Annotated in this window: 24 protein-coding genes; 13 read left to right on the top strand and 11 right to left on the bottom strand. The window is 65.4% G+C overall.

What is annotated here, in order from left to right; genetic code table 11:
• The first annotated feature begins 114 nt into the window (after positions 1 to 114).
• The 7 genes from secY to CCR94_RS00790 all read left to right on the top strand — a co-directional run bounded on the left by secY (position 115) and on the right by CCR94_RS00790 (position 6,445).
• Positions 115 to 1,449: a preprotein translocase subunit SecY gene (secY, locus tag CCR94_RS00820; RefSeq protein ID WP_104506016.1), complete on the top strand. Its 1,335-nt coding sequence runs from the start codon at positions 115 to 117 to the stop codon at positions 1,447 to 1,449.
• The gene (locus CCR94_RS00815; RefSeq protein ID WP_104505993.1) at positions 1,446 to 2,027 is read left to right on the top strand and encodes an adenylate kinase; all 582 of its coding nucleotides are present in this window, start codon (positions 1,446 to 1,448) and stop codon (positions 2,025 to 2,027) included. Before secY ends, CCR94_RS00815 begins: the two co-directional genes overlap by 4 nt.
• A 195-nt stretch (positions 2,028 to 2,222) precedes the next feature.
• The gene (rpsM, locus tag CCR94_RS00810) at positions 2,223 to 2,591 is read left to right on the top strand and encodes a 30S ribosomal protein S13 (RefSeq protein WP_104505992.1); all 369 of its coding nucleotides are present in this window, start codon (positions 2,223 to 2,225) and stop codon (positions 2,589 to 2,591) included.
• Between the two features lie 234 nt (positions 2,592 to 2,825).
• A complete protein-coding gene (gene rpsK, locus CCR94_RS00805; protein WP_104505991.1) occupies positions 2,826 to 3,215 on the top strand; it encodes a 30S ribosomal protein S11 in 390 nt (129 codons plus the stop codon).
• Positions 3,216 to 3,367: 152 nt separating this feature from the next.
• The gene (locus tag CCR94_RS00800) at positions 3,368 to 4,411 is read left to right on the top strand and encodes a DNA-directed RNA polymerase subunit alpha (RefSeq protein ID WP_425332300.1); all 1,044 of its coding nucleotides are present in this window, start codon (positions 3,368 to 3,370) and stop codon (positions 4,409 to 4,411) included.
• A 118-nt stretch (positions 4,412 to 4,529) separates the two neighbouring features.
• On the top strand, positions 4,530 to 4,940 hold the full coding sequence (gene rplQ, locus CCR94_RS00795; RefSeq protein WP_104505990.1) for a 50S ribosomal protein L17: 411 nt from the start codon (positions 4,530 to 4,532) through the stop codon (positions 4,938 to 4,940).
• Positions 4,941 to 5,059: 119 nt separating this feature from the next.
• Complete coding sequence (locus CCR94_RS00790) at positions 5,060 to 6,445, top strand: DegQ family serine endoprotease (RefSeq protein ID WP_104505989.1); 1,386 nt, start codon at positions 5,060 to 5,062, stop codon at positions 6,443 to 6,445.
• 110 nt (positions 6,446 to 6,555) lie between these two features.
• On the opposite strand, the gene CCR94_RS00785 is transcribed toward CCR94_RS00790, so the two are convergent.
• From CCR94_RS00785 to CCR94_RS00775, 3 genes are all read right to left on the bottom strand, one after another.
• Positions 6,556 to 6,768 (bottom strand): hypothetical protein, encoded by a 213-nt coding sequence (locus CCR94_RS00785; RefSeq protein ID WP_104505988.1) that lies wholly within the window; start codon positions 6,766 to 6,768, stop codon positions 6,556 to 6,558.
• A gap of 259 nt (positions 6,769 to 7,027) precedes the next feature.
• The gene (locus CCR94_RS00780) at positions 7,028 to 7,438 is read right to left on the bottom strand and encodes a DUF6481 family protein (RefSeq protein ID WP_104505987.1); all 411 of its coding nucleotides are present in this window, start codon (positions 7,436 to 7,438) and stop codon (positions 7,028 to 7,030) included.
• A gap of 161 nt (positions 7,439 to 7,599) precedes the next feature.
• The gene (locus CCR94_RS00775; protein ID WP_104505986.1) at positions 7,600 to 8,304 is read right to left on the bottom strand and encodes a glutathione S-transferase N-terminal domain-containing protein; all 705 of its coding nucleotides are present in this window, start codon (positions 8,302 to 8,304) and stop codon (positions 7,600 to 7,602) included.
• Positions 8,305 to 8,412: 108 nt separating this feature from the next.
• On the opposite strand from CCR94_RS00775, the gene CCR94_RS00770 reads away from it, so the two are divergent.
• Positions 8,413 to 9,522 carry an anhydro-N-acetylmuramic acid kinase gene (locus CCR94_RS00770; RefSeq protein ID WP_104505985.1) on the top strand — a complete coding sequence of 370 codons (1,110 nt, stop codon included), beginning with the start codon at positions 8,413 to 8,415 and terminating at the stop codon, positions 9,520 to 9,522.
• 26 nt (positions 9,523 to 9,548) lie between these two features.
• Here the strand turns inward: CCR94_RS00770 and CCR94_RS00765 are convergent, their stop codons facing one another.
• The 4 genes from CCR94_RS00765 to CCR94_RS00750 form a co-directional block, all read right to left on the bottom strand.
• Positions 9,549 to 10,508, bottom strand: a complete 960-nt coding sequence (locus CCR94_RS00765) for a TAXI family TRAP transporter solute-binding subunit (RefSeq protein ID WP_158254560.1) — start codon at positions 10,506 to 10,508, stop codon at positions 9,549 to 9,551.
• A gap of 108 nt (positions 10,509 to 10,616) precedes the next feature.
• Positions 10,617 to 10,925, bottom strand: coding sequence for a hypothetical protein (locus tag CCR94_RS00760; RefSeq protein ID WP_104505983.1), 309 nt, complete (start codon positions 10,923 to 10,925; stop codon positions 10,617 to 10,619).
• Positions 10,926 to 10,979: 54 nt separating this feature from the next.
• Positions 10,980 to 11,894: a S1/P1 nuclease gene (locus CCR94_RS00755; RefSeq protein ID WP_104505982.1), complete on the bottom strand. Its 915-nt coding sequence runs from the start codon at positions 11,892 to 11,894 to the stop codon at positions 10,980 to 10,982.
• Positions 11,891 to 12,784: a PfkB family carbohydrate kinase gene (locus CCR94_RS00750; protein ID WP_104505981.1), complete on the bottom strand. Its 894-nt coding sequence runs from the start codon at positions 12,782 to 12,784 to the stop codon at positions 11,891 to 11,893. Before CCR94_RS00750 ends, CCR94_RS00755 begins: the two co-directional genes overlap by 4 nt.
• A gap of 175 nt (positions 12,785 to 12,959) precedes the next feature.
• Here CCR94_RS00750 and CCR94_RS00745 point away from each other — a divergent pair, with 175 nt between their 5' ends.
• The 4 genes from CCR94_RS00745 (at position 12,960) to CCR94_RS00730 (ending at position 16,589) form a co-directional block, all read left to right on the top strand.
• Positions 12,960 to 13,595 (top strand): nitroreductase family protein, encoded by a 636-nt coding sequence (locus CCR94_RS00745; RefSeq protein ID WP_104506014.1) that lies wholly within the window; start codon positions 12,960 to 12,962, stop codon positions 13,593 to 13,595.
• Between the two features lie 135 nt (positions 13,596 to 13,730).
• Entirely contained in the window at positions 13,731 to 14,360 is a 630-nt protein-coding gene (gene queE, locus CCR94_RS00740; RefSeq protein WP_104505980.1) for a 7-carboxy-7-deazaguanine synthase, read from the top strand.
• 207 nt (positions 14,361 to 14,567) lie between these two features.
• Positions 14,568 to 16,112, top strand: coding sequence for a L,D-transpeptidase family protein (locus CCR94_RS00735; RefSeq protein ID WP_146089776.1), 1,545 nt, complete (start codon positions 14,568 to 14,570; stop codon positions 16,110 to 16,112).
• A gap of 186 nt (positions 16,113 to 16,298) precedes the next feature.
• Positions 16,299 to 16,589, top strand: coding sequence for a hypothetical protein (locus CCR94_RS00730; RefSeq protein WP_146089775.1), 291 nt, complete (start codon positions 16,299 to 16,301; stop codon positions 16,587 to 16,589).
• Between the two features lie 62 nt (positions 16,590 to 16,651).
• Here CCR94_RS00730 and CCR94_RS00725 read toward each other — a convergent pair whose 3' ends face one another.
• From CCR94_RS00725 to dapA, 3 genes are read right to left on the bottom strand one after another with little or no spacing between them, the layout of a single operon-like run.
• Positions 16,652 to 17,512, bottom strand: a complete 861-nt coding sequence (locus CCR94_RS00725; protein WP_158254559.1) for an alpha/beta fold hydrolase — start codon at positions 17,510 to 17,512, stop codon at positions 16,652 to 16,654.
• 56 nt (positions 17,513 to 17,568) lie between these two features.
• Positions 17,569 to 18,045 carry an SsrA-binding protein SmpB gene (gene smpB, locus CCR94_RS00720; RefSeq protein WP_104505976.1) on the bottom strand — a complete coding sequence of 159 codons (477 nt, stop codon included), beginning with the start codon at positions 18,043 to 18,045 and terminating at the stop codon, positions 17,569 to 17,571.
• A 4-nt stretch (positions 18,046 to 18,049) separates the two neighbouring features.
• Positions 18,050 to 18,946 (bottom strand): 4-hydroxy-tetrahydrodipicolinate synthase, encoded by an 897-nt coding sequence (dapA, locus tag CCR94_RS00715; protein ID WP_104506013.1) that lies wholly within the window; start codon positions 18,944 to 18,946, stop codon positions 18,050 to 18,052.
• 185 nt (positions 18,947 to 19,131) lie between these two features.
• On the opposite strand from dapA, the gene CCR94_RS00710 reads away from it, so the two are divergent.
• The gene (locus CCR94_RS00710) at positions 19,132 to 21,186 is read left to right on the top strand and encodes a lytic transglycosylase domain-containing protein (protein ID WP_146089774.1); all 2,055 of its coding nucleotides are present in this window, start codon (positions 19,132 to 19,134) and stop codon (positions 21,184 to 21,186) included.
• A 110-nt stretch (positions 21,187 to 21,296) separates the two neighbouring features.
• Here the strand turns inward: CCR94_RS00710 and CCR94_RS24870 are convergent.
• Positions 21,297 to 21,718: hypothetical protein (locus CCR94_RS24870; protein WP_158254557.1), on the bottom strand; the 422-nt coding region annotated here is incomplete at its 5' end.

Here is a 21,718-nt window from a genome sequence, read left to right as displayed (position 1 = left end):
GATTGCGCGTGATTTTGCCGGGCTGAACGGTTAATGACGGGGCGTAACTCTTTCCGAGTTTCGCCCCGTTTTCGCACTCACATGCGCGATCGCGCGCATTTGGAGCAGATTTCCATGGCTTCGGCAGCTGAACAGCTTGCAGCTAACATCAACTTCTCCTCTTTCGGCAAGAACGAAGAGCTGAAGAAGCGGATCTGGTTTACCCTCGGCGCCCTGATCGTCTATCGCCTCGGCACCTATATCCCGCTGCCGGGCATCGATCCCGCCGTGTTCGAGGCGAGTTTCCACGGCAAGCAGCAGGGCGTGTTGGAGCTGTTCAACATGTTCGCGGGCGGCGCCGTGCAGCGCATGGCGATCTTCGCCCTGAACATCATGCCCTACATTTCGGCCTCGATCATCATCCAGCTGATGAGTTCGGTGATTCCCCAGCTCGAAGCGCTCAAGAAAGAGGGCGAGCAGGGCCGCAAGGTCATCAACCAGTACACGCGCTATCTCACCGTCGTGCTGGCGGTGTTCCAGGCCTATGGCATTTCGCTCGGGCTCGAAAGCCAGCATGGCGTCGTGACCGATCCCGGCTGGTTCTTCCGCGCTTCGACCGTGATCACGCTGACGGGCGGCGTTCTGTTCCTGATGTGGCTTGGCGAGCAGATCACCTCGCGCGGCATCGGCAATGGCTCGTCGCTGATCATTTTCGCGGGCATTGTCGCGGCCTTCCCCTCGGCCATCGCCAATACGCTGGAATTGTCGCGCCAGGGCGCGATTCCGCCGGCCGTGCTGATCGGCATCCTGCTGATGTCTTTCGGCGTGATCGCCTTCATCGTCTATATGGAGCGCGCCCAGCGCCGGCTGCTGATCACCTATCCGAAGCGGCAGCAGGGCAACAAGGTCTATGAGGGCCAGACCTCGTTCCTGCCGTTAAAACTCAACACCTCCGGCGTGATTCCGCCGATCTTCGCCTCGTCGCTGCTGCTGCTGCCGGCCACCGCCGCCAATTTCGCGGAGAACAGCGGGGCGGGCGGCTTTATCGGCCTGATCTCGACTTACCTCGGCCACGGTCGTCCGCTCTACATCGCCGTTTACGTCGGCATGATCGTGTTCTTCGCTTTCTTCTACACCGCGATCGTGTTCGATCCGGCGGAGACGGCGGACAATCTCAAGAAGCATGGCGGCTTCATTCCCGGCATCCGGCCGGGCGAGCGCACCGCGCACTATATCGACCACGTGCTGACCCGCGTCACCGTGCTCGGCGCCGGCTATCTCGCGATCATCTGCCTGCTGCCCGAACTGCTGATTTCGCAATTCGCGCTGCCGTTCTATTTCGGCGGCACGTCGCTGTTGATCGTGGTCAGCGTGACCATGGACACGGTGGCGCAGATTCACGGCCATCTCCAGGCGCAGCAATACGAGGGACTGGTGAAAAAGGCCAAGCTGAGAGGGAAAAGGAAATGAGGCTGATTCTGCTTGGACCGCCGGGCGCCGGCAAGGGCACCCAGTCGGCGCGTCTGGAACAGACCTACGGCATCCCGCAACTCTCCACCGGCGACATGCTGCGCGCGGCGGTCAAGGCGGGCAGCCCCATCGGCCTACAGGCCAAGGCGGTGATGGCGTCGGGCGGCCTGGTCTCGGACGAGATCGTGATCGGCATCATCGCCGACCGCATCGCCGAACCGGATTGCGCCAAGGGCTTTATTCTCGATGGCTTTCCGCGCACGGTGGCGCAGGCGGAGGCGCTGACCAAACTGCTCAAGCAAAAGGGCAGGGATCTCAGCGCGGTGATCGAGCTGCTGGTCGATGACGGCGTGCTGCTGTCACGCATCGAGGGCCGCGCCGAGGAGACCCGCAAGCAGGGTGGAGCGGTGCGCGCCGACGACAATCCGGAAGCTTTCAAAAAGCGCCTCGCCCAGTATCATGAGCAGACCGCGCCGGTTTCTGACTATTACAAGTCCATCGGCGAACTCCGCACCGTGGACGGCATGGCGCCGATCGACGAGGTCACGAAGCAACTCAACGCGGTTCTGGCGAAATGAGTTTCCGCGCCGGTTGACTGTGCGGCGGAATCGTTCTAAGCGGAACGTTCTTCAACGGCGCTCCTGCTGAAAAAGCTGGAGCGTTGTTTTTTATTCTCCCGCAGGGGCCGGCCTCCACCGGACGCGGGGATCAAGCGGGCGCAAGCCCGTCAAACAAAGCGGGCGCAAGCCCGTCAAACATGGAGCAGGTAAAAAATGGCACGTATAGCTGGCGTCAACATCCCGACCAACAAGCGCGTTGTGATCGCGCTGCAATATATCCACGGCATTGGCTCCAGCAAGGCGGCTGAGATCTGCGAGAAGGTCGGCATCGCCGTCGATCGCCGCGTCAACCAGCTTTCGGACGCCGAAGTGCTGCGCATCCGCGAAACCATCGACCGCGACTATATGGTGGAAGGCGATCTGCGCCGCGAAGTCGCGATGAACATCAAGCGCCTGATGGATCTCGGCTGCTATCGCGGCCTGCGCCATCGTCGCGGCCTGCCGGTGCGCGGCCAGCGCACCCACACCAACGCCCGCACCCGCAAGGGCAAGGCGAAGCCGATCGCCGGCAAGAAGAAGTAAAAATCCGGCCCAAATGGGTGAGGCCGGGCTGCAAATGGCGTTTCGCTGCGCTCCGATGCTCACGTACTGATGTACGCTCCGCTTCGGTGCTCGCGAAACACCATTTTCGCCGCAGCCCAACCCATTTGGACTCAGACTTCAGCGTTTCACCTTCGCGATGTTTCGCGAGATTATAGGGCGAGAGCCCAACAACCCTAGCGCCTGGCATTACGGGCGCGCTTGAAGGAAGCCAAAATGGCCAAGGAAAACACCCGCGTTCGCCGCAGGGAGCGCAAGAACATCGCCTCCGGCGTCGCCCATGTGCATTCGTCGTTCAACAACACGATGATCACCATCGCCGACGCGCAGGGCAACACCATTTCGTGGTCGTCGTCGGGCACGATGGGTTTCAAGGGCTCGCGCAAGTCCACCCCCTATGCCGCGCAGATGGCCGCCGAAGACGCCGCCCGCAAAGCCGCCGAACACGGCATGCGCACCGTCGAGGTCGAAGTCTCCGGTCCGGGTTCGGGCCGTGAATCTGCTTTGCGCGCCTTGCAGGCGGCGGGCTTCACCGTCACCTCGATCCGCGACGTGACCCCGATCCCGCACAACGGCTGCCGCCCTCGCAAGCGCCGCCGCGTGTGATTATATCCCTGTGACCGGCCGCGCGTTCGCGTGTGGCCGCGGGTAATGTTGATCGCGGCCTCGCCGCGATCAACTGTTGAATCCGCCTAGGCGCGACGGGGCTTGGCGGAAAATTCCGTGCACGGACCAAAGGCCATGGTTGACGAACCGATATGCCGCGGTCCGAGGAAGAGGCCAAAATGATTCAGAAGAACTGGCAAGAGCTGATCAAGCCGAACAAGCTGCAAGTCACGCCGGGCGAAGACCCCAAGCGCGTCGCGACGGTGGTCGCGGAACCGCTCGAACGCGGGTTCGGCCTGACCCTTGGCAACGCCCTGCGCCGCATTCTGCTGTCGTCGCTGCAAGGCGCCGCCATCACCTCCGTCCACATTGATGGCGTGCTGCACGAATTCTCCTCCATTCCCGGCGTGCGCGAGGATGTGACCGATGTCATCCTCAACATCAAGGATGTCGCGATCAAGATGCAGGGCGAAGGCCCCAAGCGCATGACCCTGAAGAAGACGGGTCCGGGCGTGGTCTATGCCGGCGACATCGGCGTCACCGGCGACATCGCCGTGCTCAACCCGCAGCTCGCCCTGTGCACACTCGACGAGGGCGCTGAAATCCGCATGGAATTCACCGTCAACACCGGCAAGGGCTATGTCCCGGCTGACCGCAACCGCGCGGAAGACGCCCCGATCGGCCTGATCCCCGTCGATTCGATCTATTCGCCGGTGAAAAAGGTGTCCTACAAGATCGAGCCTACGCGCGAGGGCCAGGTGCTCGATTACGACAAGCTGACGCTGCAAATGGAGACCAACGGCTCGCTGACGCCTGAAGACGCCCTGGCCTTCGCCGCGCGCATCCTGCAAGACCAGCTCAACGTCTTCGTCAATTTCGAGGAGCCCAAGCGCGAAGAGGCGTCTCCGGCCATTCCGGAACTCGCCTTCAATCCGGCGCTGCTCAAGAAGGTGGACGAACTCGAGCTGTCGGTCCGCTCGGCCAACTGCCTCAAGAACGACAACATCGTCTATATCGGCGACCTCATCCAGAAGACCGAAGCGGAAATGCTGCGCACGCCGAATTTCGGGCGCAAGTCTCTGAACGAGATCAAGGAAGTGCTGGCGCAGATGGGCCTGCACCTCGGCATGGAAGTGTCGGGCTGGCCGCCGGAAAACATCGACGAACTCGCCAAGCGGTTCGAAGAACACTACTAGCATCGATCTCCCCCTCGCCCCGTAAACGGGGAGAGGGGATCCGCCGCCCTGACAACCGGGCAAAGCACCGAACGGTCGTACCTTGGCACGGCGACCGCAACCAATATGGAGAGCCAATATGTATCATGGTCGTTCCAAGCGGCGTTTCAACCGCACCGCCGAGCATCGCAAGGCGATGTTCGCCAATATGTGCCAGGCGCTGATCAAGCATGAGCAGATCACCACCACCCTGCCCAAGGCCAAGGATCTGCGTCCCGTGGTCGAGAAGCTGGTGACGCTGGGCAAGCGCGGCGATCTTCACGCCCGCCGCCAGGCCATCGCCCAGATCAAGGATGTCGATCTCGTCCGCAAGCTTTTTGACGTGCTGGCGCCCCGCTACAAGGAGCGCCACGGGGGCTACACCCGCGTGCTGAAGGCCGGCTTCCGCTATGGCGACAACGCCGCCATGGCCGTGATCGAATTCGTCGACCGCGACGTTACCGCCAAGGGCAAGGACTCCGGTCAGGTCGAGGCCGAAGCGGCGGAATAACAGCCGCCGCATAGGCGCAATTCAAGGGCGATCCTCGGGTCGCCCTTTTTTTGCTTCGGCTTGGCCCTTTTTGCGGCGCGCTTCGGTTTCTATATTTGCGACAGCCGAAGGGGATTCGCATGTTTCGTTCGCTTGTCGCCGCCTTGATTCTGCTCGCCGCGCCGGCTTACGCCGAGGCGCAAAAACTGGTCCCGCAAAGCCGCGCCGAGGTGGGGCTGAGTTTCGCGCCCGTCGTGAAAAAGGCGGCGCCGGCGGTGGTCAACGTCTATGCCCAGCGCATCGAGCGTCAGGCGCGCAATCCCATTTTCGACGATCCGATCTTTCAGCGCTTTTTCGGCCAGCATCCGGGCAATCAGACCGCGCAATCGCTCGGCTCCGGCGTGATCGTCGATGCGTCCGGCCTCGTCGTCACCAATCACCACGTCATCGAGGGCATGACCAGCGTCAAGGTGGCGCTGGCCGACCGCCGTGAACTCCCGGCCGAGATCGTGCTGCGCGATCCCCGCTCCGACCTCGCCATCCTCCGCATCAAATCCGACGACAAGAATTTTCCGGTTCTGGAAATGGGCGACAGCGACGCCATCGAGGTCGGCGATCTCGCGCTGGCCATCGGCGATCCCTTCGGCGTCGGACAAACCGTGACGCAGGGCATTGTCTCGGCGCTGGCCCGCACCCAGATCGGCATCAGCGACTACGGCTTCTTCATCCAGACCGACGCCGCCATCAATCCCGGCAATTCCGGCGGCGCGCTGGTCGACATGAACGCGCGGCTCATCGGCATCAATTCGGCGATTTTCTCGCAAAGCGGCGGCTCCGTCGGCATCGGCTTCGCCATTCCCGTCAATATGGTGAAAAACGTGGTGGCGGCGGCCAAGAATGGCGGCAAGGAGGTGCGCCGGCCCTGGCTCGGCGCCAGCTTGCAGAATCTGACCCGCGAACTGGCGGAAAGCCTCGGGCTGGATCGCCCGGCCGGCGCCGTGGTGACGGAGGTTTTCCCACGCGGCCCGGCGGAGGAGGGCGGCCTGAAACAGGGCGACGTGATCGTCGCCGTCGATGGCCAGGAGGCGGCGGATGCGGGCGGCGTCGGCTACCGGCTCGGCGCCAAGGCGCTCGAAGGCACGGCGTCGTTGTCGGTGCGCCGCGACGGCAAGAGTCTGGTGGTGCCGCTGGCTCTGATCGCCGCGCCGGAAAGGCCGGCGCGCGAGACGATCAGGATCAAAGGCGACTCGCCCTTCTCGGGCGTGACGGTGGTGAACATTTCGCCGGCGACGGTGGAGGAATTTTCGATCGCCAACGCAAAGGAAGGCGTGGCGGTGGTCGATGTCGAGGACAACAGCCCCGCAGCCGTGGTCGGCTTCAAGAAGGGCGACATCATCGTCAGCGTCAACGGCGGCAAGATCGCCGCCACCCGCGATCTCGACCGCGCTGCGGCGCAACAGCCCTATGTGTGGCGGCTGACCATCAATCGCGGTGGGCAGGTGATAACGAGTGTGATCGGGGGGTAAGCGCTTCCGCCCATGGCCCGTCTCGCAAGACCTCGTCGAGCAAGACGGGCGTTTTGCGACGCGCTACGAGGAGACAGCGAGCGCCGTATCGTTGACGCCCAAGGCGGAGATCACTCCCCGCCGTCCAGGAAACGTCTGTGCGTCGCCAGCAGGTTGCGCCGTCCGACATAGATCAGGAACCCCAACACCACCACGATCGGCGCGAGCGCCAGCAGCGGCGTGTTGAACACCGAGATCGCCAGATACATCGTCTCTTCGATCACGGCGAGGCAGGTAAAGACGATGGCCAGGAGAACGGCAAGTCGCAGGGCAGGCTCACTCATGGCGGAATCTCTCGTCGAGAATGAAGGTCATTCACCTCTAGATGATATAAATCAAAACCGCGCCCGGCGCGACGGTTGTTTTTGGGCGTGGCGAACACACACGTCAGCGCGGCTTGCAATTGCGCCAGATCAATTTTCCGTGGCGGTCAGCGGGCGGGTGAAGACGGCGCCCGCGCCGCGATCGCGGGCAAGCCTCATACCAACCCTCGCCTCGGGCCGATGGCGGGCGGAAGGCCACGCCAAGGCCCGGACGCGGGGATCAGCGATAGCGCCGGTTTTCGGATTTGGATTCCGCCTTGCGCCCCTTGCGCGCCGCATAACGGGCGTCGCGTTCGGCTTTCTTTTCGATTTCAAGCAGTTCCTTGGCTTGAATCGCGGCTTCCGCCTCAAGCCGCAGTCGCTCGGCTTCGGCGAGGCTTTCGGCCTCTCGCGCGGCTTCGGCGGCTTTCAACCGCACCTCAAGCGCCGCCTGGTCCTCGGCCTTCTGGCGGGCCCGTTCGATGGCCCGCGCCTCGCGCGCCGCGACGATTTCCCTGCGCTCCGCCTCGCGCGCGACAACTGCGGGGTCGTCGGCGGCGGGTCGCGCCTTGAATTTTTCCAGCAAAGCTTTTTTGGCCTCGGCAGTGGATTTCTGTCTGTCCTGAAAGCTCGCGCCTTTGAAAGCCGGCATCCTGATCCTGTTCTGATTGAGTTCTGATGGAGTTATCGAATGCCACGTGTAGGCGTCGCAGCGGCGGGCGTCAAATTTTTCGGCGTCATCGATCGAGATCGACCGCGCGGGATCGCCGTCGCGAGCGCGTCAGGCGGTCGGTCCTTCGCGAACCGATATCCTCAGCCTTTGACGCTGGCCGCCGTCTGGCCGAACAGAACCTTCTTGTCGTCCTCGCTCATCGTCACGTTCTCGGGCCGGTATTTCCGCCCGATCTCATAGGCGCGCTCCACGGCCGGGCGCGCGCGAATCGTGTCGAACCAGCGCCGCAGATGCGGGAACTCGTCGAGGCTCTGGCCCTGGGCCTTCCACGGGACGATCCAGGGATAGCAGGCCATGTCGGCGATGGAATAATCGCCCGCGATATAGGCGCCGGTCTTTTCCAACTGGCGGTCGAGCACGCCATAAAGCCGGTTGGTTTCCTTGACATAGCGCTCGATGGCGTAGGGCAGCTTTTCCGGGGCGTAGATGGCGAAATGGTGATTTTGTCCCGCCATCGGGCCGAGCCCGCCCATCTGCCAGTACACCCATTGCAGCACGGCGAATTTCCGCCGCGTTTCGGCGGGCAGGAAGCCCCCGGTTTTCCCGCCAAGATATTCCAGGATGGCGCCGGATTCGAACAGCGACAGCGGCCCCTGGTGATCGAGCGGGTCGTGGTCGGTGATTGCGGGCATGCGGTTGTTGGGGGCGATTTTTAAAAAATCCGGCTTGAACTGATCGCCGGCCCCGATGTTTACCGGATGGATGTCATAGGGCAGGCCGGCTTCCTCCAGGAAAATCGTGATCTTGTGTCCGTTGGGCGTCGGCCAGTAGAATAGTTCGATCATCGGGCTTCCCTCGCCAGGCTTTTGCGGAAACAATATCGTTCTAGATCGACAGGCGTTTCGCGTCGAGCCAGATGTAAGGTAAGCGCCGGCCGTCTCCGGGGAAAGACCATGCCGAAAATCTTTCGGGCGCTGGGCGCCATGTCGGGCACATCCATGGACGGCATCGACCTGGCCTTGCTCGAAACCGACGGCCGGGGTTTGCTGAAATTCGGGCCGACCGCCAGTTTCGCCTTTTCGGACGCCGACCGCGCGCTTTTGCGCGCCGCCGTCGCCGCCGCGCGCAATTTGAACCGGCGCGACGAGCGGCCGGGACCGCTGGCGGAGGCCGAATCGCTCATCACGCAGCGGCATCTGGAGGCGGTGGCGACCTTTCTTCGCGACGAAGACATTTCGCCGGCCGCCATCGACCTGATCGGCTTTCATGGCCAGACCGTGCTGCACCGGCCGGAGCAGGGCCTGACCGTGCAACTCGGCGACGGCGCTCTTTTCGCGCGGCGCGCCGGCATTGATGTCGTCTATGACATGCGCGCCGCCGATCTCGAACGGGGCGGGCAGGGCGCGCCGCTCGTGCCGGTCTATCATGCGGCTTTGGCGGAGAGTTGCGGCTTCGGCGCGCCAATGCTGTTCGTGAACATCGGCGGGGTCGCCAATGTGACGTTTTGCGCGCCCGGAGCGGCGCCGTTGGCCTGCGACGTCGGGCCGGGCAATGCGCTGCTCGACGATCTCATGCTGGCGCGCGCCGGCCGGGCGATGGACGCCGACGGCGCGGCGGCGCGGGCGGGCCGGGTGGACGAAGCGGCGCTGGCCGCGCTGCTCGCCCATCCCTGGTTCGCGCGAAAACCGCCGAAATCGCTCGACCGCAACGCCTTCGATCCCGCGCCGGTCGCCGGCCTGTCGCTGGAGGATGCGGCGGCGACGCTCTGCGCCTTCACGGCGGCGGGCATTGTGTCGGCGGACGCCTTCGTCCCGGCGCCGCCGCAAATGATCGTGCTGTGCGGCGGCGGCGCGCGCAATCCGGCGCTGGTCGAGGCGATTTCCGCGCGTGCGCCTTGTCCTGTGCGCCGCGCGGAAAATTTCGGCTGGGATTCCCAGGCGATCGAGGCGCAGGCCTTCGCCTATCTGGCGGCGCGCTCGGCCAAGGGCCTGCCCCTGACCTTTCCCGGCACCACCGGCGTGCGCGAGCCGGCCACCGGCGGCAAGCTCGCTTGGGCGGGGTGAGAACTGGGCGGCGTAAGAGCGCCGCGTCAGCGCCGCTCGAAATCGTCGCGCCAGTTGGGACGGGCGCCCGCCTTGGCGGCGATGGCCGGCAGCGCGTCTTCCGCCGCCTGCCGGATCTTGGCGGCGAGTCCGAGCTGGGCGCGGTAATAATCGTCGCGGATGGCGATCACCGCCGGCGTCGAGATCGACTTGATCGCGCTGAACCAGCCGGATTCCAGTGTGGCGGTGGCGTAAAGCGGGCGGCCGTTGAAGGTCACGGCGAGCAGTCTTTCGCTCGGACGCAAATCGACGAATTTGAACACGCGCTTTTTCGTCTTGGGGTCGAGCGTCTCGCGCACCTCCTGCAACAGCGGCGACTTCGGGCCGTCCATCACGAAGAAGGCGTCGATTTCGCGGTCGCGCAGCTTGTTGAGCGCCGTCGCCGAACTGTCGGGCTGGATGTCGATGAGCTGTTTCCATTCCGGGGCGTTGGCGAGCACCGCGCGCAGCGTCGCCTCGCCGCCCGAACCCGCCCCACCGGCGGCGACGCGCAGCACCGCGCCCGGCTTCAAGGCGCCGATCATGTCGCCGAACTTGTCCTCGCGCGTCTCCTCGCGCACCACCATGAAGCCCTGGTAGGGGTAGAGCGGCGAACCGAGACCAACCACCTTTCCGGCGCAATCGGGTTTGGCCGCGCGTCTGGCCAGCACGTCCGCCTGCACGATGGCGATCTGGATGTCGCCGTCGCACAGGCCGTTGAGCGATTCGACGCTGCCTTTGGATTCAAGCGGCTTCAGCCGCACCCCGACCGGCACGGTCTTGGCGTTGATCTCCGGCGCGACGATGGCGCAATTTTCCTTGTCGAGCTTGCCACAGGCCACCTCGATGTCAGCCACGGTCGCGGAGTCTTTTGACGCGCGGCGGTCGGACAGCGAATCCGCCGCCGTCGGCCCGGCGAGCGCGAGCAAGGCGGAAACGACAAGCAAAGGGCGAAACACAGGCGGCATGGGCCAACTCCAGAGATCGTCCCGGCGCGCCATCTCAGCCGGCGGCGCCTGGACTCATGCCCCCTTTGTCGTCAACCAATGCAAAGGATTTGCGACAGCCCCGCGCCGCTATTCCCTTTCAAGCGGGCGCAGCTTGGCCAGACACGCCCGTTCCTTGCCTTCGGCGTCGAGCAGCCGGGCGTCGTCAAGCGTGTCGGCGTCGCTGCGCTGAAGCGCCTCGCCCACGCTTGCGGCGGTGGGCTGGTGATGCAGCTTGGCGTCGGTGGATTCCGGCAGGAACGCTCCCGGCGCCGCATTGGCCGGCTCCCGGTGGATCCGTTTCTCCAGCCGCGAAATTTTCTGGGCGCAGGTTTCCGCCTGCGCGGCGCCTGCGCAAAACAGCAGGAGCAAGCCGGTGGCGCAAAGAAAACGCTTCATGATTCGCCTCCCTTCCCAAGACATGGCGTCGCGGCCGGGCAATTCAAGCGGCCTTCACCGCCCCAGCGCCCCATTGAGCAGCCGCGCCAGCCGCGCCGCCGCGACGGCGGCCTGATCGCGCGCGATCTCCCGCGCCTCCGCCTGATAGGCCTGGTCAAGCGCGAACGGCCCGGCGCCGTCGCCGATCGCCTTGGTGTAGACCACGGCCCGCGCCAGCGCCGCGCTTTCCTCGAACCAGACTTGCGGGTCGTCCACCGCCGCGCGGTCGGGATCGGGCGCGGGCAGGCGCGCGGCGACCGCCATCGCATCCCCCACCTGACCGGACGCGCCCAACAGGCTGTCCCAGAACGCGTGCAGCTTTAATCCGCAGGTGAAGGCGAGGCAGATGCGCTCCTGGTTGCCGCCGCTGTCGCCCTTGGGCAGGCCACGAGAAAACCGCGAGGTCGCGTGCAGCGGCTGGTGCGCGTCGCCAACCAGATGCTCCAGCCAGACCAGATCGTAGGATTTGACCTCGCCGGGCGCGTCGGAGCGCAGCGCGGCCGTAAAAACGCGAATTTGCGTCAGCGCATTGGGCGAATCAGCCGGCCGCGTCGGCGCGCCGTCACTGGAAAACGGCAGGTCGATATAATGCCAGTAGGCGTGGACGCGCCTGTCGGCAAAGCCGATATTGTCGGCCGCGCCCGCCCCGTCCTCGGCCAGCGAATTCTTGTAAAAATCCGGCCGCCGCTTGATGTCGTCGGCCCAGGTGGACGCGCGCACGAAAGCGATGCGGTCGCGCTCGCCCTCAGGCGCGCCAAAAATCCAGGCGGGATAGTCGGGGGCAAGCCGCAGCAGCCGCCCGACTTTTTCGCGCGCCTGCGGCGTGAGTTGCGAAAAAGCCGCCGCCGCGATCGTCTCGTGGCCCGCGTCGAACCAGGCCAAAGCCGGTTGCGCGAACACCAGGGCGAAAGCGGCGACGAATCGCCTCATCGCGCGCCGCCGAACTCCCGCCGCGCGATCACAATATCCTGTTCGGTCGGCAGGCCGGCCTCGTTGCCGAGATGCTGCACCTTGTGGGCGGAAGCCGCGCGGGCGTAATCGAAATGCACCGCCCAGGGCGAGGACGGCGAGCGCAGGTAGGACGCGAGATAGGCGCCATGGAAAACGTCGCCCGCGCCGGACGTATCGATGACTTTCTCATCTGGAACATGAAGCGCGGCCAGATGCTGGACGTGGCCGTCCTCCTCGCTCCAGATCATGCCGCGCTCGCCCTCGGTCACGGCGGCGACTTTTACGCCGCGGTCTTTCAGATATTTGAGCGTCTCCGGCGCCGAGAGCTTGATTTCCTTGCAAAACGCCTCGGCGACCACGGCGACGTCGGTGTTGAGCAGGACTTCCTCGGTGTTGGCGCGCACGCCGCCGCCGTCGAGCGAGACCAGCACGCCGGCCTCGCGCGCCGCCTTGGCGTAATAGATCGCCGCGTCATGCTGGTGGCCGTCGAGATGCACGGCTTTATAGCAGGACACGTCGAGCTTCATGAAGGGCCGCAAATAATGGTTGTCGCGGGCGCGCAGGATGGCGCGCTTGCCCGCCTTGGGCAGCACGAACGACAGCGAGCAGCGCGAAACCTTGCGCGGATAGACCGACACGCTGTAGCGCTGCGCCATCATCATGAACATCTGGCCAAGCCAGTCGTCGGAAATGGTGGTGAGCAGGTCGGTGGCTATGCCGAGCTTGGAGCAGGTGAAGGCGGCGGTGACAGCGTTGCCGCCGAACGAGACGGCGAAATCCTTCGCCACCTCCTTGTCGTCGCCCGAGGGCATGACATCCGTGAGCATGGTCATGTCGATATAGGAATGGCCGACGAATAGCGCGTTCAAGGCAAAACTCCGCGTAGCAGGATTCGCCGCCAATAGCGGCCTGTTGCGACGAAATGATAAACGAAAGCGCGGCGATTGGGCGCCCCCGCAAAAGCCGCTTTGACGATTTTCTCCTTGATGCCAGGAAAAAAGCCGATAATTGGCGGCGAAACCTCCCTTTCCCGGACTGAAAAAAATGACCGAAACCGACGCCTCCCTGGTTCAACTCGTGTCGTCCGCCGGCGACCGCGCGGCGGAAACGCCGGTTTCTGCGCTGTTTCTGCGCCGCTGGTCGGCGCGGGCCATGACCGGCGAGTCTATCCCTGAAAAAGTGCTGTTCGCCTTGTTCGAGGCGGCGCGCTACGCGCCCTCGGCCTTCAACGCCCAGCCCTGGCGTTTCGTTTACGCGCGAAAAGGGGAGCCGGCCTTCGCCGCGCTGGTCGCGGCGTTGTCGGAGGGCAACCGGCCCTGGGCGGCCGAGGCCTCCGCGCTGATCGTGGCCGCGAGCAAGGCGGAGTTCACCCCGCCGGGCCAGGACAAGCCGGTGAATCTGGGCTCGGCCTCGTTCGACGCCGGCGCCGCCTGGGCCAGCCTCGCCTTTCAGGCGTCGCTGCTGGGCTGGACCGCCCACGCCATGGGCGGTTTCGACCGCGCCAAGGCGCGCGCCGCCGTCAAGGCGCCGGAAAGCCTCAGGCTCGAAGCCATCATCGCGGTGGGCCGGCGCGGCGACGCCTCAAAACTGTCGCCGGAAAAGCAGGCGCTGGAAAAGCCCAACGCGCGCCGCGCCGTTGTTCGCACCGCGTTCGCGGGCGCCTTTCCCGAAGACGTCTGATACGGTTTCCGAACGATCCGTTCGGAAACCGTATTCCGCTCGCGCGGAAATCCGCCTTGCGGTTCTAAGATTTCCGCGCGATCCGTTTCCGCGGATTGCGAAGCAATCTCGCGGAAGCCGTATGACAGGAGTCCCATGGCCTATAGCGTCAAGGAAATCTTCCTCACCTTGCAGGGCGAGGGCGGCCAGGCCGGGCGCGCGGCCGTGTTCTGCCGCTTCGCCGGCTGCAATCTGTGGAGCGGCCGCGAGGCGGATCGCGCGGCGGCGGCCTGCCGCTTCTGCGACACCGATTTTATCGGAATCGACGGCGAGAACGGCGGCCGATTCGCCGATTGCGAGGCCTTGGCGGAAAGAATCGCGCAAATCTGGGGCGACGCGGACAACCGATTCGTGGTGTTCACCGGCGGCGAACCGCTGCTGCAACTGGACGCCCCCCTGCTGGAGGCGGTGAAGGCGCGCGGCTTCTTCATAGCGGTCGAGAGCAACGGGACGGTTCCCGCGCCGGAGGGAATCGACTGGCTGTGCGTCAGCCCCAAGGCGGGCGCGCCGCTGCGCGTCGCCGCCGGACAGGAGCTGAAGCTGGTTTTCCCGCAGCAGCGGGCGGAGCCGGAGCTTTTCGAGGCCCTGGATTTCGCGCATTTCTTCCTTCAGCCGATGGACGGGCCGGATCGGGAGGCCAACACCGGCCGCGCCGTCGCCTGGTGCCTCGCTCATCCGCGCTGGCGACTCAGTTTGCAGACCCACAAGCTGATCGGGATTCCCTGAATCTCGCCCCGATTACCGTGGCAAAAATACAACGCGCGGCGAAAAAACGCAGTCCGCGCGCGCGTCGGCCCCAGCGCAAAGTCGGTCCGGCGCAAGGATGAAATGATTAATATGCTGTTAACGCCCTTGTGATGAGATGGAGAAGGTGGCTTACGCTCCGTGGTTTTTTCGGTTATGTGCGTAAGTCGCCCACGAAAGGCTTTGGCCGTGACCCACAGGAAATGGACCCGCTTCTTGACGCTCGCGTCGGCGTCGGTGACGACGCTTTGCCTGGGCGCGTGGTTGTCCTACGAGGCGGCGATCCAGAGCGGATCGGTCGCTGAAACGCGCCATTCCGGCAATTTTTCGCAAGCGCGGGCGGATATCGATCTCCGCGCGGCCGAACCTGCCGCCATCCCGGCCGAACCTGCCGCCGCGCAAGCCGCCGTCCCGACCGGCGCGACGCTTCCCGCCGAGCCGCCCGCCGTCGAAAGCCAAGCCGCCGTAGAGACCGCGCCCGACGAGTCCGTGATTCGCGCCAGCCTTTCGGTCGAGACCCGTTCGCTGTTCGCGGACGCCGACCCCGGCGCCGCCGCGCTCGAACTGCGCGGGGCCCCCGTTCCCGACGTTCCGCCGCTTCAGCCGCCAAGCGGCGCCCAGGCCGCCGTGGCGCCCGCCGAAAAACCCTCGCCGCTCGACGACTTCACCTTGCCCCAGGAGATTCTGCTGCCCAAACTGGCCGACCGGCCGGTTCCGGTGGACGGGGTGCCGCTCCCGCCGCGCCGTCCCGTCGGCCTCGCGGCGGTTCCCGCGCCCGCCCAGGTGGCCTCGCTCGGCCCCGTCACGCTGCCGATGACGCCCGGCGTCGCGGTCGCGCCACAGGTCGTCGTAAGTCCGCAGGAGCCGAAATCCGCGCCCGCCGCCGCGGCGTCTCCCGCCAAGGCCGCGTCGGCTAAAACCGCCGCGCCGCAGACGGCGCCCGCGCCCGCCGCCGCGCCCTCGGACAACGGCTTCCCCAATATCTCCAATGCGCTTGCGGCGGTTTCGGCCTCGGTCGGCGGCGCCAACTCGACGATGACGCCGCAGCCCGAAGAAGTGGCTCCGGCCTTTCCCGAACCGACCGGCGGCTTCAAGAAGGGCGCTCAGGTGTTCGTGCGCATTTTCAAGCGCGAGGGTTCGCTGGAATTGTGGATGAAGAAGGGCGACCGCTTCGCGCTCTACAAGAATTACCCGATCTGCAAATGGTCGGGAAAGCTTGGACCCAAACAGGCTTACGCCGATTACCAGTCGCCCGAGGGTTTTTACTCGGTCTCGTCCAAACAGCTCAATCCGCATTCGGCCTATCATCTCGCCTTCGACGTCGGCTATCCCAACGCCTACGATCGCCGCCACGGCTTTACCGGCAACAAGATCATGGTTCACGGCGACTGCAAGTCGGTCGGCTGCTTCGCCATGACCAATGCCGGCATCGACGAGATCTACGGTTTCGTGGCCTCGGCGCTGGCCAGCGGCCAGAGCGAAGTGCCGGTGCACATTTTCCCCTTCCGCATGACGGAAGAGGCGATCGCCCGCGAAAACGGCGGCGGAAACTCCTTCCTGGCCTTCCTCGACAACGGCGGCCCGCGTCAGGACTGGTCGCCGTTCTGGCATAATCTCAAGGAAGGCTACGACCTGTTCGAGCGTTCGCACGTGCCGCCCACGGCCTACGCCTGCGGTGACCGCTACGAATTCTCAGGCTCCGCCGGCTCCTGCTCCCGCATCGCCGGGCGCTGAGCCTCCGAAAGCCGGCTCCGCGCACGGGCAGGGGGCCACCAACGGGATGCCGTTACGGCCGGGCTTGTCCCGGCCATCCACTTGTGAATTCCCGCGCTGACTCAGCAAGGCTGGCGATCCTTCTTCGATAGCCCTATGTTCGCGTCGCCGGGCCGCGCGTCCGGCTTGTTTTTGGAAGGACGCCTCATGGCAATTATCGGATCATGGAAACTGACGCTCGAAACCCCGTTCGGCGTGCAGACGCCGACCCTGCGCATCGCGGCGGACGGGACGGGCGGACTGGGGTCGTCGGCCGGCGAGGTTGCGCTCACCGACCTTCACTTGACGGCCGAATCAGCGGAATTTTCCGCGCAGGTTCCGACGCCCATGGGCAGTTTCAACATCGGGTTCGACGTGAGCGCCGCTGGCGACACGCTCACGGGGGCGTTCAGGACGCCGCTGGGTTCAACGCCGTTGTCGGGCGTCCGCGAGTTCTAGATTCATGTTTTTAGGCGTTTTCTTCACGCGAACCGGCCCCCATTTCGCTCGAAGACGCTTTTTTAAAGTCCGGTGACAAACGCGCCGATGCGCGTGAGCGTCGGCGTGTCGAGCAGCAGTGGGGCGTGGCCCTGGCCGGGAACGACGTGCAACTGGCACAGTGGATTGCGCCGGGCCATTTCGGCATGACCCTCCGGCGACAGCAGATCGGAATTTTCGCCGCGCAGCGCGAGGATGGGCGCGCGGATCGCGACAAAATCCTCCCACAGGTCGGGCATGGGGGCGGCGGGATCGAACGAGTCCATGATCCGCGCCAGTTGTGGATCGTAGGACAGGCGCATGCGCTCCGGCGTGTGGTTGAGCGAATTGCTGACGTAGAAGCGCCAGTCCTCGTCGGTGACGGCGGGAAAATGCGCGGCCATCAGGCGCTTGTAATGGGCGATGGCCGCGTCGGTGTCGCGCAGCACCGGCAGTTTGCCGAGATAATCCTTGATGCGGACGAGGCCAGCCGGTTCGATCCGGGGGCCGATATCGTTGAGCACCAGGCCCGCGACGCTCTCGGGCCGATGCTTGGACACCATCAGGGCATGAAAGCCGCCGCGCGACAGGCCGACGAAAATCGCCTTGTGGATGTCGAGCGCGTCGAGCAAGCGCAACACGTCGCCATGCTCGACCGGGATGCTGTAATGGCTCCAGTCCGGGTCCCAGTCCGAGCCGCCGCGCCCGCGATAGTCGAGGAGCGCGATGCGCCTTCCGTCGGCGCGGTGGAGATGCAGCGCCAGAATGATGAAATCGCGCGCCGGCCGCGTCAGTCCGGGCAGGCAGACCACGGGGGTGAGATGGTTGGCCTCGCCGAGCGTGAGGGCGTGAAGCTGCAAGCCATCGGAGGAAGCAAAGAAATGGCTACGCAGTTCGTCGTCCACGCAACGCACTCCCATTCCAATTTTCTTTTTAAAAGAACGCTTGCCAGAACTATGCGCTAATCGCGCTGTTTCATCAATCGGCTCTTTTCGCGGTTCCAGTCGCGCTGCTTCTCGGTCTCGCGCTTGTCGTGAATCTGCTTGCCGCGCGCGATCGCGATTTCCAGCTTGGCGCGGCCCTTGTCGTTGAAAAACAGTTTCAATGGCACGATGGTCATGCCCTCGCGCGCCACGCCCTGCGACAGCTTGGCGATCTCGCGTTGCTTCAACAGCAGTTTGCGGTGCCGCTTGGGCTCGTGATTGAAACGGTTGCCCGAATGATATTCGGGAATATTGGCGTTGATCAGCCAGATTTCGCCGTTCGCGTCGACGCTGGCGTAAGATTCGGCGATCGTCGAGCGCCCGGTGCGCAGGCTCTTGACCTCTGTGCCGGTGAGGACGAGGCCCGCTTCATAGGTCTCGCCGATCTCATAGTGGTAACGCGCCTTGCGATTGTCGGCGACGATCTTGAAATTTCTGTGGGGTGTTTCTGCCAATGGGTCAGCCGTCCAGAAGTCCGGCGAAAGTCATCGCCGCCTTGATCGCCTCGCGCGTCTTGCCGGTGGAGGGGACCAGCGGCAGCCGCACCTCCTCGCGCGCCTTGCCCAGCAAGCTCAGGCCCGTCTTGGCGCCGGTGACGCCGGCCTCCAAAAAGGTCGCGCCATACAGCGGCACCAACCTGTCCTGAATCGCCAAGGCCCCCGCGAAATCACCCGCCGAAGCGGCATTCTGCAAACGCGCGCAAAGCGCCGGCGCGATGTTGGAGACCACGGAAATGCAGCCGTGGGCGCCGGCGCCGAGGCAGGCCAGCGCCGTCATGTCGTCGCCGGAAAATTGCAGGAAGTCCGGCCCCATGGCCGCGCGCTGGGTCGAGACGCGTCCGACATTGCCGGTGGCGTCCTTGACGCCGACAATGTTGCGCAATTCGTCGCGGCAGCGCTTCATCGTGTCGACGGACATGTCGATCACCGAGCGCGGCGGAATGTTGTAGATCACGATCGGCAGGCCGACGGCGGCGTCAACGGCCTTGAAATGCTGAAACAGCCCTTCCTGGTTGGGCTTGTTGTAGTAAGGCGTCACCACCAGGATCGCATCGGCGCCGGCCTGTTCGGCGTGGCGCGCCAGAGCCACGGCCTCGGCGGTGTTGTTGGAGCCGGCGCCGGCGATCACCGGCACGCGGCCGTTGGACTGCCGAACCGCGATCTCCACCACGCGTCCGTGTTCTTCATGCGACAGGGTCGGGCTCTCGCCGGTGGTGCCGACCGGGACCAGGCCGTGGATGCCGCTCTCGATCTGCCAGTCGATCAGCGCGCGAAAGGCGGCTTCGTCCACGGCGCCGTCCTTGAAGGGCGTCACCAGCGCCGTCATCCATCCACGCAGTCTGCTCGCATCCGCCATGATCGCATCCACTTTGAGAAAGCGCGCCTCAACCGCGCCGCTTTTCATCCGTAAACGCCTCTCATAGACCTTGAGCGTCCCCGCGAAAAGGGGGGTCGCGCCTTTAAGGCTTTGTTAGCTTTGCGCGCCCAGGCTAAGCCAAGGAGGCGTTGAAAGGAAAAATGCGAAAAGCGCGGATGTGGAAATTGGCGGCTCTGTCCGTGACGACCCTGTCTGTGGGCGTCGCCGTTCCCAGCCTGCTCTCCTCGGTGTGGCATGGCCGTAAACCTGTCCTCGCCGCGCACGCGCCCCAGGCGTCCGAGCCGAAAGCCGCCCTTCCGTCCGAAACCTCCGCCGCGTCCCAATCGGTAGCGCCCGGCCTCGCCGATGTGGCCCACGATCTCGCCGGCGTGACCGAAGCCTTGCGCTATTATCATGAAGGCGAGGGGCCGTCGGGCGACGCCGTTCTCGCCACACGCGACCCGCTGGTTCGCGCGGCGGTGGAATGGGTGTTTTTGCGCGCGCGACCGGCCGAGGCCGGTTTGGCGCGCCACCGCGATTTCCTCGCCGCCCATCCGGACTGGCCCGCCGGCGCGCTGCGCCGTCATGCCGAGGAACTGGCCGGCGCCGAGGAGTTGCATCCCGAGCGGGCGAAAACTTATCTCGCGGCCTTTCCGCCAACCGGCCCGGCGGGCGATCTCGCGCAGGCGCTGCTGGACAAGGACGATCCGGCAAGCGTTCAGACCGCGCGCAACCTTTGGCGCAGCGCCGATCTCACGCCCGCGGCGGAAAGACGGCTTCTAAAGCATTTTGGCGGGGGCTTGACCCGCGAGGATCATCTTTTTCGCGCCGGCCGGCTGTGGCTGCGCGATCAGAAGGCGGCGGCGGCCAGCCGCGCCGCGGCGCTCGCCGGCAAGGATGGCGACATCCTGCTGCGCGCCGCCGCCAATGTCGCCGATGGCGTCGCCTGGCCCAAGGCGACGGAGAAGGTCGCCGACAAGAACGATCCGCTGCTGCTGTTCGCGCGCATCCACGCCTTGCGCAAGGCCGAAAAAATCGACGAGGCGGCGAAGCTGATGCTCGCGGTTCCCCCGGCCGCCGAGGCGCGCAGCGGCGACGACTGGTGGGTGGAGCGCCGCCTGCTGGCGCGAAAACTGCTCGACGCCAATGATTTTTCCCGCGCCTATCAAATCGCGGCCGGACACGCCGCGTCCGGCGAAGAGGCCCGGCTCGAAGCCGAGTTCCACGCCGGCTGGATCGCCCTGCGCTTCCTCCAAGACCCGGCCAAGGCCGCGCCGCATTTCGAAACCATGGCGAAAATCGCCCGCACCCCCGCCAGCATTGCGCGCGCCGCTTATTGGCGCGGCCGCGTGGAAGAGGCGCGGGGAGGGGATTCCCGCGCCCTGTTCGCGCGGGCCGCGCGCGAGAGCGAGACCTATTACGGCCAACTGGCGCGCGCGCGTTTCGGCGACGAACCCCTCGCCCTCGCCGCGGCGCCCGAGCCCGCCGTCGGCGACGGCCGCGCCGAACCTGTGCGCGCAGCCGAACTTTTGTTCGCGCTGGGCGAAAACGAGGCGGCGCGACAATTGGCGCTCGAAGCCAGCGCCAGCTTGCCGGCGGAGCAGATGGCCGCGCTGGCGAAAATCCTGGCGGCGCGGGAAGACCCCAATCTGGCGCTGCTGGCGGGAAAATCGGCGCTGAGCCATGGCGTCAAACTGCCCATGCTGGCCTGGCCGATCAATGGCGCGCCGGACTTTCGTCCGCTCGCGGAGAAATCGGCGCCGCGCAGCACCGTGCTGGCCATCGCGCGGCAGGAGAGCGCCTTCAAGGCGACCGCGCGCTCCGGCGTCGGCGCCATGGGCCTGATGCAGATGATGGAGCCGACCGCGCGCGGCGTCGCCAAGCGCGCCGGCGTCGCTTATGACGAGGCGCGGGTGCGCGGCGACGCGGCGTTCAGCGCGCAATTGGGCGCCTTCCACCTCGGCGAACTCTTGAGCGAATACAAGGGTTCGCACATCCTCGCCTTCGCCGCTTATAACGCCGGCGGCGGCAATGTCGCGCAATGGATCGGCGCCTATGGCGATCCCCGCAACGGCGCCGTCGATCCGGTGGACTGGGTCGAGCGCATCCCCTTCACGGAGACGCGCAATTACGTCCAGCGCGTGGTGGAAAACCTGCAAATGTACCGCGCCCTACTCGGCGAACGCGCCGACAGCCTGTTCAGCGTGGACCTGCGGCAGAAAGTGGCGTCGAACCAGTAGTCTTCGATAAACGGGCCGTCAGCCGCGATAAACGGGCGTCAGCCGCCCGCCCACGAAAAACGCCCGGCTCTCGCCGGGCGTTTTGTTTTCATTTGCCGGCGTCGCCCGCCTCACCCCAGCCGGCCCGCCGCATGGGCGAGCAGCGTGTAGACCTTGCCGGTCTCCGAGGTCAGATAGGAGCGCGTCAGCAGGCCGTCGCGGTCCTCGCGGTCCACTTCCGACAGCAGGCGTTCGAATTCCTGCGCGTAGCGGTCCACCGTCTGGCGGAAGTCCGGCTCGCTGGAATAGCGGCGGCGCACTTCGTCGAAGGTTTTCGCGCCGGCGCCGATGTAGAGCCGGCGGTCGAACACGCCGCGCTCGCCGCGACGGTAGCGCTCCCAGGCCTGCGACAGCGCGCCCTCGTCCACCATGCGGGCGATGTCGGCGGAGAGGCCTTCGAGATCGGGGCCGGCGGCCCCCTTGCGGCGGGGCGCGTCCTCCTGCGAGGCGCGGGCCAGCAGGTTGCTCATCCAGCCATTGGCTTCGGCGGGGG

The organism is Rhodoblastus sphagnicola, assembly GCF_002937075.1.
GTDB lineage: Bacteria > Pseudomonadota > Alphaproteobacteria > Rhizobiales > Beijerinckiaceae > Rhodoblastus > Rhodoblastus sphagnicola.
Note: the sequence above shows the minus strand (reverse complement) of the source record. Positions and strands in the feature narration are given on the sequence as shown.